The sequence below is a fragment of the Tumebacillus amylolyticus genome, from assembly GCF_016722965.1.
GTDB classification, from domain to species: domain Bacteria; phylum Bacillota; class Bacilli; order Tumebacillales; family Tumebacillaceae; genus Tumebacillus; species Tumebacillus amylolyticus.
This window is the reverse complement of sequence record NZ_JAEQNB010000008.1, coordinates 193,474-203,808: the sequence shown is the minus strand read 5'-3', so window position 1 is coordinate 203,808 and position 10,335 is coordinate 193,474. Positions and strand designations below refer to the sequence as shown.

11 protein-coding genes and 1 rRNA gene are annotated in these 10,335 nt (G+C 57.2%); 2 read left to right on the top strand and 10 right to left on the bottom strand.

From position 1 onward, the window contains the following. The 10 genes from JJB07_RS21450 to hslO all read right to left on the bottom strand — a co-directional run. Window positions 1-62 (bottom strand): 16S ribosomal RNA (locus JJB07_RS21450); the annotation flags it as partial. A 451-nt stretch (window positions 63-513) separates the two neighbouring features. Next, the gene (lysS, locus tag JJB07_RS21445) at window positions 514-2,013 is read right to left on the bottom strand and encodes a lysine--tRNA ligase (protein WP_201638154.1); all 1,500 of its coding nucleotides are present in this window, start codon (window positions 2,011-2,013) and stop codon (window positions 514-516) included. A gap of 20 nt (window positions 2,014-2,033) precedes the next feature. After that, window positions 2,034-2,510, bottom strand: a complete 477-nt coding sequence (gene greA, locus JJB07_RS21440) for a transcription elongation factor GreA (protein WP_347338384.1) — start codon at window positions 2,508-2,510, stop codon at window positions 2,034-2,036. 199 nt (window positions 2,511-2,709) lie between these two features. Continuing rightward, window positions 2,710-3,708, bottom strand: coding sequence for a tRNA dihydrouridine synthase DusB (gene dusB, locus JJB07_RS21435; protein ID WP_236588278.1), 999 nt, complete (start codon window positions 3,706-3,708; stop codon window positions 2,710-2,712). Window positions 3,709-3,813: 105 nt separating this feature from the next. Beyond that, window positions 3,814-4,032, bottom strand: a complete 219-nt coding sequence (locus JJB07_RS21430) for a helix-turn-helix domain-containing protein (protein WP_201638152.1) — start codon at window positions 4,030-4,032, stop codon at window positions 3,814-3,816. Further along, on the bottom strand, window positions 3,987-4,520 hold the full coding sequence (gene folK, locus JJB07_RS21425; protein WP_201638151.1) for a 2-amino-4-hydroxy-6-hydroxymethyldihydropteridine diphosphokinase: 534 nt from the start codon (window positions 4,518-4,520) through the stop codon (window positions 3,987-3,989). Before folK ends, JJB07_RS21430 begins: the two co-directional genes overlap by 46 nt. Next, window positions 4,517-4,876, bottom strand: coding sequence for a dihydroneopterin aldolase (gene folB, locus JJB07_RS21420; protein ID WP_201638150.1), 360 nt, complete (start codon window positions 4,874-4,876; stop codon window positions 4,517-4,519). The genes folK and folB overlap by 4 nt, the downstream gene beginning before the upstream one ends. Before the next feature lie 28 nt (window positions 4,877-4,904). Beyond that, window positions 4,905-5,768, bottom strand: coding sequence for a dihydropteroate synthase (folP, locus tag JJB07_RS21415; RefSeq protein WP_430727238.1), 864 nt, complete (start codon window positions 5,766-5,768; stop codon window positions 4,905-4,907). 86 nt (window positions 5,769-5,854) lie between these two features. Then, window positions 5,855-6,781 carry a cysteine synthase A gene (gene cysK, locus JJB07_RS21410; protein ID WP_201638149.1) on the bottom strand — a complete coding sequence of 309 codons (927 nt, stop codon included), beginning with the start codon at window positions 6,779-6,781 and terminating at the stop codon, window positions 5,855-5,857. Between the two features lie 100 nt (window positions 6,782-6,881). After that, entirely contained in the window at window positions 6,882-7,778 is an 897-nt protein-coding gene (gene hslO, locus JJB07_RS21405) for an Hsp33 family molecular chaperone HslO (protein WP_201638148.1), read from the bottom strand. Between the two features lie 155 nt (window positions 7,779-7,933). Between hslO and JJB07_RS21400 the strand changes: the two genes are divergently transcribed. Both JJB07_RS21400 and dinB read left to right on the top strand, forming a co-directional pair. Further along, entirely contained in the window at window positions 7,934-8,992 is a 1,059-nt protein-coding gene (locus tag JJB07_RS21400; protein WP_201638147.1) for a YheC/YheD family endospore coat-associated protein, read from the top strand. 51 nt (window positions 8,993-9,043) lie between these two features. Continuing rightward, entirely contained in the window at window positions 9,044-10,279 is a 1,236-nt protein-coding gene (dinB, locus tag JJB07_RS21395) for a DNA polymerase IV (RefSeq protein WP_201638146.1), read from the top strand. Window positions 10,280-10,335 lie beyond the last annotated feature (56 nt).

The window sequence follows — 10,335 nt, the reverse complement described above, 5'->3', positions numbered from 1 at the left end:
ACTTGCATGTATTAGGCACGCCGCCAGCGTTCGTCCTGAGCCAGGATCAAACTCTCAATAAAAGTTTGGTTCTGACTCGAATCGATCTTCATCTATCACTCGTTTAGTTTTCAAGGATCAATCACATCGCTCAGAGGCGACATCGAATAACTTACCACATTCAAACCTCAATGTCAACTCCCTGTTTCCACCACCGCATCTCTCGCGGCGACAAGAGTTATCTTATCATCTCCTCCCCGCCCGCTCAACGCCGATCCTGAAACAAAACGAAGCAATCCACAGCACCGTTTCCCCCATTCCTCCTAACTTCTCGATTTCTCGACATCTTTCGTACTCCTCACTGTGGATAAAACGCAACTTACCCCGAAGTTATCCACACTACACACAGGTTTATCCCCAAAACCTGCTTTTTTGTCCACATTTCATCCCCGTTTTCCACATAGTTGTACACATTTGCACAAAAAAAGACCCAGCCCCCAAAAAGGGCCGGGTCTTTTTTATCCACATCTCGTCTTAGACGTTGCGCATGTGCGGGAACAGCAGCACTTCGCGGATCGTCGGCTGGTCGGTCAAGAGCATGACCAGACGGTCGATACCGATCCCCAGACCGCCGGTCGGCGGCATGCCGTACTCCAGCGCTTGCACGAAGTCTTCGTCCATCTCGTGCGCTTCGTCGTTGCCTTGCTCCTTCTCCACCAACTGCGCTTCAAAACGCTCGCGTTGGTCGATCGGGTCGTTCAGCTCGGAGAACGCGTTGGCGTGCTCGCGACCGACGATGAACAGCTCGAAGCGATCCGTGTAACGCGGGTCTTCGAGGTTTTTCTTGGCCAGCGGGGAGATTTCCACCGGATGGCCGGTGATGAAGGTCGGTTGGATCAAGTTGACTTCCACGAATTCCTCGAAGAACGCGTTGAGGATGTGGCCGACTTTCCAAGACTTCTCGACTTTGACGTTGTGTTTCGCAGCCAATGCGTGCGCTTCTTCGTCGGTCATCACCGCTTTGAAGTCCACACCCACCGCTTCCTTGACCGCATCGACCATCGAGATGCGCTTCCACTGCGGGGTCAGGTCGATCTCTTGACCGCCGTACTGGATCTTGGTCGTGCCAAGCAATTGCTCGGCAATATACGCAATGGAGTTCTCCACGAGCGCCATGATGTCGGTGTAATCCGCGTACGCTTGGTACAGCTCCAGCATCGTGAACTCCGGGTTGTGACGGGTCGAGATGCCCTCGTTGCGGTACACGCGGCCGATCTCATATACGCGCTCCATGCCGCCGACGATCAGACGCTTCAAGTGAAGCTCGATCGCGATGCGCATGTACAGCTGCATATCGAGTGCATTGTGATGCGTAATAAAAGGACGAGCTGCCGCGCCGCCGGCAATCGGGTGCAGCGTCGGGGTTTCGACTTCGAGGAAGCCCTGCTCGTCGAGGTAACGACGCAAGGTCTGGATGATCTTCGAACGCATGACGAACGTGTCACGCACTTCCGGGTTGACGATCAGGTCGACGTAGCGGCGACGATAGCGCTCTTCGACGTCCTTGAGACCGTGGTGTTTGTCCGGCAGCGGACGCAGCGCTTTGGACATCAGTTGCAGGGAATCGACCTTCACCGAAACCTCGCCGCTGTTCGTCTTGAAGATCTCGCCGTCCACCGCGATGAAATCGCCGATGTCCATCTTGTCAAACAGACCGAACGACTCAACGCCCACGGTATCCAACTTGACGTAGATTTGCACGCGGCCGAATTGGTCTTGGATGTGGGCGAAACCGGCCTTGCCTTGGCCGCGCTTCAACATGATACGGCCGGCGATCTTCACGCGTTGCCCAAGTTCCGCGAGCTCTTCCTTGGACTTCTCTTCGCCAAACGCGTTGATTTCGACGGTGTTGTGGGTCGCGTCAAAGCGGCCGCCCCACGGCTCGATTCCTTTGTCGTACAGGGACTGCAGTTTGTCCCGACGTACCTGCATCTGCTCATTGAGTTCCACTGCGCTCTGTTGCTGTTCTGACATGCTTCTCACTCCGATGATGGCTATTTTTTGATTTCAAGTATTTCGTACTGGATCGCTCCAACCGGTACATGTACTTCAATCTTATCGCCAATACCCTTGCCAAGTAAAGCCCGTCCGACCGGGGATTCATTAGAAATTTTATTTTCGATGGGGTCTGCTTCCGCCGTACCGACAATTGTGTACTCCATAATGTCCCCGAATTCGAGGTCTTTGATGATCACCGTCGTGCCGATTCCGATATTTTCAGTATCCACTTCATGGGCCGAGATAATCCGAGCGTTGCGGAGCATTTTTTCAAGCGTGATGATGCGGCCTTCGATGAACGCTTGCTCGTTTTTCGCGTCGTCGTACTCGGAGTTTTCCGAAATGTCGCCGTACGAGACCGAGATCTTGATTCGTTCCGCCACTTCGCGGCGTTTGACCGATTTCAGGTGATCGAGCTCGTCTTCGAGTTTTCTAAGGCCGTTATGTGTAAGGAGCACTTCTTTTTCCGCCACTGGTATCTTCCCCTTTTCGTTAAACATCTAATTGTCAGAAATTATAGATTCCACCTCTGTTATTTGTCAAGGTATTTCCATTAAATAAATTCAAAACAAACATATGCAATACTGAAATTCTACCCACATCTCTTTTATATGCACAAAAAAAGCCGATGTTCTCCCTCGGGAGGACATCGACTCTTTTCAAAAAAAGAACTTACACGGTCACTTCAGCTCCCTCGCGAGTGAGGAGGAACTCGAGGTAGCGGTTCAGAGCGTCCTTGAGCCCGTCGGACGTTTCGATCAAATTGATCTCGTCGCGGAACTTGTTCGACTCAAAAAGGCCCTTGGTGTACCACGCGATGTGTTTGCGCATCTCGCGGGTGCCGGTGTACTCGCCCTTCTCATCCACGAGCAGATCGGCATGACGGAGTGCCACGCGGATGCGCTCCTCCGCCGTCGGGGACGGCAAGATCTCGCCCGTCGCGATGTAGTGCGCCACCTGCTTGAAAATCCACGGGTTCCCAAGCGCCCCGCGGCCGATCATGACGCCGTCCGCTCCGGTGTGTTGGAGCATCTCCACGGCCTTCTGCGGCGTGGTGATGTCTCCGTTGCCGACGACGTTGATCTTGACCGCTTGCTTCACCGCTTTGATGATGTCCCAGTCGGCGTGGCCGGTGTACATCTGCTTGGCGGTGCGCCCGTGAACGGCGACCGACTTCGCGCCCGCTTGCTCGGCGATTTTCGCGATCTCCACCGCGTTGATGTGGTCGTCGTCCCAGCCCTTGCGGAATTTGACGGTGACCGGCTTGTTGCCCGCCGCTTTGACGACCGCTTCGATGATGCGTCCCGCGTTCTCCGGGTCGCGCGCAAGAGCTGCGCCGGAGCCTGCTTTGTGGACTTTGTTCGCCGGGCAGCCCATGTTGATGTCGATGATCTGCGCCTCGGTGTCGGCAATCAACTCCGCCGCGATCTGCATCGACTCGACGTCGCAGCCGAGAATTTGCATCGAGACCGGCTTCTCCTCCGGCAAGATCTTGAGCATCGAGCGAGTCTTCGCGTTGCCGTGTTGGAGCGCTCGCGTCGCCACCATCTCCGCCGTGACGAGGCCCGCGCCCATCTCCTTCGCCAACACTCGGAACGACGGATTGCAGACGCCAGCCATGGGTGCGAGAACGACGTTGTTCTCCAGTTCGACGTTGCCGATTTTCATCATTCCTGGGTACACCTCCGTATATGCGAAAAACACAGGCACGTGTCGCGCTCCTGTGTTTCGCTCTTCTTAGTATGCAACTAATCATACACGTCTTGCTCGGAATCCTCAACCGCCAAAAGTTACACTCTCGCCGCGGAGCTCCTGTTCGGTCACTCCGAGCACGTCGTGAATCTGGCGCAAGAGATCGTTCGTCGGTACCCGCGTTCCGCGCTCAATCGCACCTACGATCGCGATGGAGACGTGGAGTCGGTCTGCCAGTTCCTGTTGCGTTAAGTTCTTCAGCTTTCGGTAGGCTCTAAGCCGCTTGCCAATGGTATCTTGCATAGAAAGACCCCGTCCTTTCCTTCTACTCGATTGGCCATGTCTGTTACGGTCTGGCGAGTTACAGGGTGGACGAGATCACCGGCCAGGTCGGCAAGCGGGAGTAGGACGAAGGCGCGTTCCGCCATCCGGGGATGTGGCAATGTGAGATCGACCGTGTCAATGACCTGTTGGTCCACCAGCAGGATGTCTATATCTATAGTACGGGGTCCCCACTTGATATCCCTTTGTCGTCCCAGCTCGATTTCTGTAGAAGAGGTGATTTTCCATAATTTTTTTGCTTCAAGAGACGTTTTCAGCTCAATCACAAGGTTCAAAAAGTCCGGCTGGTCGAGATAGCCCACCGGTTCGGTTTCATACATCGGAGAGACGCGCGTCACGTGAATCTCCGGATGCGAGTCGAGAACTTCAATCGCACTGCGCAAATTCAACCGGCGATCTCCCAAGTTCGAGCCAAGCGACAGGTAGGCGGTTTGAAGGTGTACAGTCATCGGCTGCGCACAATCTCCACGGCGACACCGTTCATCGGGCCCTTGATCGGCGGGTGCAACTTGGTGACTTTGACTTGCACGTCTTGGAGAGCTGGGAAGCTTGCCAAAAGCGATGCCGCGATGCGTTCCGCCAGCGTTTCCAGCAATTTCGCCGGCTCTCCGTCCATGATCTCGCGGATGCAGTCGTACGCTTCGCCGTAATGAACCGTTTCGTGCAGGTCGTCCGTCAAGCCCGCTTGTTGCAACGGCAAGCTCATGACAACATCGGCCAGAAACCGCTGCCCGAGGCGGTTTTCCTCTTCAAACACGCCGTGGTAGCCGTAAAATTCCAGCCCGCTCATGTAGATTTTGTCCATGAAGCAATCCCCTCTCTACTTCTCTCGATCAAAATGAAAATGAAGTCCGCACCATCGCGTCGGTCATGCGGGCGACACGGGTCATTTCTTGAATATCATGAACGCGAACCATCTCCACGCCCTTTGCAATGCCAAGTGCCACCGTCGCCGCCGTGCCTTCGACGCGTTGGTCGACAGGCAGGTCGAGAGCCTGTCCGATCATCGACTTGCGCGACGTGCCAAGCAGGACGGGATAGCCGAGCCCGCAGATCTCCTCCAAGTGTTGCATCACGTAGAGGTTGTGTTCGAACGTCTTGCCAAACCCGATGCCGGGATCGAGCCAGATCAACTCGTCCGGGATGCCGACCGCCTGAGCGCGGGATACGCACTCGCGAAGCTCTTGCAGGGTATTGGCGAGCACGTTGCTCTCGTGCGGGAGGTCGCGGTTGTGCATCAAAATGACCGGCACCCCCAGCTCCGCGCACGTCTGCGCCATGTCGGGGTCTCCGAGGAAGCCCCAGACGTCATTGACGATGTGCGCCCCCGCTTCCACCGCAGCCCGAGCGACAGACGCTTTGTATGTATCGATGGAGATCGGAACATTCGGCAGTTCCCGTGCAAGCCGTTCAATCACCGGCACCACGCGAGCCGTTTCCTCCTCCGGCGAGACCGGTTCATGCCCCGGACGGGTCGATTCCCCGCCGATGTCGAGGATGTCGGCCCCGAGCGCCACCATCTCCCGCGCATGCGCGAGCGCTTGCTCCACGTCCGACCATCGACCCCCGTCGGAAAAAGAGTCGGGCGTGACGTTCAAGATGCCCATGATCAGCGTGCGGGTGCCGATTTCAAATGTACGAGCGCTCGTGCGCAGCAGGCGCTTTTTTTCAATAGGTTCAGGATCAGTCCATGTCACGGTTGAAGTCCCCCTTGTTGCGATGCTTTCTATTATACAAAAAAAGCACGAGCCCCGCGTGGGGACTCGTGCTTTTTTCGCAATCCTTATTCAAATTGGAACAGCGGAGTCGAGAGGTAGCGCTCGCCGGTGGACGGAGCCACGGTGAGGATCTTCTTGCCTGCGCCGAGTTTCTTCGCGAGTTGGTGAGCGGCGAATACGTTCCCGCCCGACGAGATGCCGACGAGGATGCCTTCGTCCTTGGCGAGACGGCGTGCGTATTCGAACGCTGCGTCGTTCTCAACCAGGATGATCTCGTCAAACAGCTCCGTGTTGGTGACAGACGGAACAAAACCTGCGCCGATCCCTTGGATCTTGTGCGGGCCCGGTGCGCCGCCGGAGAGAACCGGAGATGCGGTCGGCTCGACAGCGACGATTTGGATGTTGACGTCATGCTCTTTCAGAACTTCGCCCACGCCGGTGATCGTACCGCCGGTGCCGACGCCCGCCACGAACGCATCGAGGCCGCCCATCGCGTCCTTCGCAGCCAAAATTTCCTGCGCGGTGGTTTCGCGGTGGATCTTCGGGTTCGCCGGGTTGTCAAATTGCTGCGGGATGAACCAGTTGTTTTCCTTCGCCAGTTCATTTGCTTTGGCAATCGCGCCCTTCATGCCTTCCGTACCCGGGGTCAACACGAGTTCAGCCCCGTACGCTTTCAGCAGGTTGCGGCGTTCGACCGACATGGTTTCCGGCATGACGAGCACGGCGCGGTAGCCCTTCGCCGCTGCCATCATCGCCAAACCGATGCCCGTGTTCCCGGAAGTCGGTTCGACCAACGTGTCGCCCGGCTTGAGGATGCCGTCTGCTTCCGCTTGGGTAATCATCGCGTAACCGATGCGGTCCTTGACGGAACCACCCGGGTTGAAGGATTCGAGCTTGAGGTAGATCTCCGCTTCGTCCGGGCCGGTGATGGTGTTGAGCTTGATGATCGGAGTTTGGCCGATCAGTTCTGCAATGTTGTTCGCAACGCGCATTTCTGTTGCCTCCTCATCTATAAAAACCGAGTAAGATCATTGGATTAACTGTCTATCTTAAAGTTTACGTCTGCGCACATTATCTGTCAATCCCTGACTTTTAGCGAGTCTCCGCCTGTTGCAAGAGCTCTTGCAGGTCTTCCTCGTCGAACTGGTACTTCTCGTTGCAGAAGTGGCAGACGAGTTCCGCGCCTTTGTCTTCTTCCAAAATCGAAAGAATCTCCGCCGCCCCCAGCGACAGCAACCCGCGCTCAAAACGATCACGAGAGCAATCGCAAGTGAACGAGACCGGATACGTTTCGAGGAAGTTGATTTCACCCGGGATCAGACGTTGCAAGATGTCCTCCGGCGTTGCGCCGTTGACGAGCAGTTGCGTGATGTGCGGGAACTTGCTCAGTTGCTCCTCGATGTAGGTGATGTCTTCGTCCGCCACGCCCGGCAAGAGCTGGATGACGAAACCGCCCGCCGCTTTGACCGACTGGCCTTTGTCCACGAGCACGCCCAGCGCCAGAGCGGTCGGCGTTTGTTCGGATTGCGCGTAGTAGTACACGAAGTCTTCGGCGATTTCGCCGTTATGTAGGGGAACGGAGCCGGTGTACGGTTCCTTCATGCCGAGGTCTTTGGTAACGAGCAGGAACCCTTCGCCCACGCCTCTGCCGACGTCAAGTTTCTGGACGTCTTCATACGCCCCGCCCTCACGCGGCGGCAATTCAACCAGCGGGTTCTCGATGTAGCCCCGTACTTTCGCGTCTGCATCGGCCGACACGATGATCTTGCCAAGCGGCCCGTCGCCGCGGACTTGGATCGTTACCGTTTCCTCGCCCTTGAGCATAACCCCCATCATCGCACCCATCGTCGCCGTGCGACCGAGAGCTGCACTTGCCAGCGCCAAACAGCCGTGGCGGTTCGACAACTCGCGCACCAATTCAGTCGTTGTACATGCAAACGCGCGCAACTTGCCTTCCAATGCCGTTGCTCGAACAATATAATCGCTCATTCGCGGTTCCTCCTCCAAGTTACTCTATGTAGGTTCATGAAAAAAATGGCGTAGCGCTCTCTATGTTAGCATGTTCCTCTCCCCGTTGTAACTATGCGGGGGTGTTCCTACATATAGATGTATCTTATCGGAAACAAATCCCGGAGGTGTCCGCTTTGCCTCACACAGTCGGCCTCGTGACCACCGAAATTCCCAACCGAACGCGCGACTCGCAATGGAAACTGCTCGCAGAAGAGGCGGTGCAAGCGGGGGTGGACGTGGTGTTTTTTCATCCGGATCAGTTGGATGCCCGCACCCGGCGAGTGCGCGGGCATCGATTTCGCGAGGAGCGCGGCTGGCAGACGGGCACCTGTCCTTTGCCCCGCGTGCTGATTGACAGCGTCTACGTCTCCTACGCCCGCGCCTCCCGCCGTTTTTCGGAGCAAAAAAAATCCCTCCGCCGCGCCGGCTACATCATCCTCAACCCGCGCTTCCCCGATAAATGGGGCGTATGGGAGTCCCTGCTCTCGCGCCAAGACCTGCATCCGAACCTCCCGCAGACTTCCCTTTGGCGCGGGGTGGAAGATGTCCACCTGTGGCTTCGGCGGCATCCGTCCGTTTTTTTGAAACCTGTGCGCGGTTCAGGCGGTGTCGGCGTGATCGAAGTTCGCCCCATAGAACCAACCCACGGGGAAAAAGCGTATCGATTGGCGACCGCCAACGGCACGCGCACGGTGTCGGAGGCAGACTTGCGCGTTTTTTTGCAGAAGCAGTTGGCGGAGGGCAAGCATTTGATTCAGGGCGGGATTCCCCTGCTCGACCTCGACGAGCGCAAACTCGATTTGCGGGTGTATCTGCAACGAAATGGCGGCGGGTACTGGCAAGCGATTACCACCGTGGCGCGTCTCGGTGCGCCGGGCCAAGTCGTGACCAATCTCGCGCAGGGCGGCGAAGTGAGGACGTTCGACTGGCTCGTGGAGGCGTCTCGCCAACATGAATTTCGTCTGCCGCCGCGCGCCGAAGTGGAAGCGGTGGCGATTCGGGCGGCCGAGGCGTTGACGGAGCAGCGGACGACTCTTGCGTTTCTCGGGATCGACATCGCGTTGGACCGGGAGGGTCATGCGTATTTGCTCGACATCAACCCGCGGCCGGGTCGAAAATCGTTGAGCACTGCTGAGAAAAAAGTCGCGTTCCGCTGCCTCGTCGAGTACGCCGCGAGCCTGCTCTCTCCGTAATTTTGTGGTATGCTGGTGGAAACAAACGTTCGGAGAGAGGAGGCGGGCACGATGGAACAGGAAGCGTCGCGGACGATCTTGCATTTGGATATGGATGCTTTCTTTGCTTCGGTGGAGCAGCGGGACCATCCGGAATTTCGCGGGAAGCCCGTGATCATCGCCCATCCGGCGGCGGTGCGCGGTGTGGTTTCCACGTGCTCGTATGAAGCGCGTCGATTTGGCGTGCATTCGGCGATGCCGACGGCGCAGGCGAAGCGGCTGTGTCCCCATGGCATTTTTGTCGAGCCGGATCATCGGAAGTACAGCCAAGTTTCGCGGGAGATGATGGCGATTTTGGCGCGGTATACGCCGTTGATCGAGCCTTTGTCGGTCGACGAAGCGTTTCTCGACGTGACCGCTTGCCGGAAACTGTTCGGAGACGGGATCACGATTGCCCGCCGGATCAAGGAAGACATTCGCCGCGAGCTGAACCTCACCGCATCGGTCGGCATCGCCTACAACAAATTCCTCGCCAAGCTCGCCTCCGATTTGGAAAAACCGGACGGCCTCTGCCCGATTACGCCTCAAGACGTGGAGACGCGGGTTCACCCGCTGCCGATCTCAAGACTTTGGGGCGTCGGGCAAAAAAGCGCCGAGCAGTTGAAGCGTCTCGGCTTGCACACGATCGGCGACGTGGCGCGGATGGATGTCGTGCGGATGCGGACGTACATCGGGTCGCTGGCGGACCATATTTATTGGCTCGCCAACGGCAAGGACGAGCGTCCCGTGCAAGCCGAGCGGGAGGCGAAGTCGGTCGGGCAGGAGACGACGTTTGCAACGGACGTGCGGGATGTTGGTTTTTTGGAAACGACGTTGTTGGCACAGGTGGAGAAAGTCGCGCGCCGTCTGCGCAAAGCGGGCGTGGAGGGGCGGACGTTGACGTTGAAGTTGCGCTATGCTCCGTGGCGGACGATTACGCGCAGCCATACGTTCCCGAGAGCGACAGACTTGGAGACCCCGCTGTATCAAGCGGTGAAGGAGTTGCTCGCAAAGTGCGGCCTCTCCCGCGAAGACGCGATCCGGCTGATCGGCGTGCAAGTCGGGAATCTCGTGCCCAAGGGCAGCGGTGTTGAAGTCGAGGAGCAAGTGCAGCAGTTGTCGCTGTTCGACCAGCCCGCCGCCGCCCCCAAAGTCATGGAGATCGACCCCCGCCAGCAAGAGCTGAGCCGCGTGGTCGATTCCCTAAAGGACAAGTTCGGGGAGAAGATCGTAACGAGGGCGAGGTTGGTGAAGCGGGAGGAGGAGTAGGTGTTTTTTGACTGTTTTGTCTATCTGCTGTTTCCTATGTCAATCCTTGTGATATA

Coding starts and splice junctions, on each gene's coding strand:
- dusB (WP_236588278.1), bottom strand. CDS start 3,708: ATGATGAAAATCGGCAACGTCGAACTGGAGAACAACGTCGTTCTCGCA.
- JJB07_RS21430 (WP_201638152.1), bottom strand. CDS start 4,032: ATGCAAGATACCATTGGCAAGCGGCTTAGAGCCTACCGAAAGCTGAAG.
- folK (WP_201638151.1), bottom strand. CDS start 4,520: ATGACTGTACACCTTCAAACCGCCTACCTGTCGCTTGGCTCGAACTTG.
- dinB (WP_201638146.1), top strand. CDS start 9,044: ATGGAACAGGAAGCGTCGCGGACGATCTTGCATTTGGATATGGATGCT.
- lysS (WP_201638154.1), bottom strand. CDS start 2,013: ATGTCAGAACAGCAACAGAGCGCAGTGGAACTCAATGAGCAGATGCAG.
- hslO (WP_201638148.1), bottom strand. CDS start 7,778: ATGAGCGATTATATTGTTCGAGCAACGGCATTGGAAGGCAAGTTGCGC.
- cysK (WP_201638149.1), bottom strand. CDS start 6,781: ATGCGCGTTGCGAACAACATTGCAGAACTGATCGGCCAAACTCCGATC.
- folB (WP_201638150.1), bottom strand. CDS start 4,876: ATGGACAAAATCTACATGAGCGGGCTGGAATTTTACGGCTACCACGGC.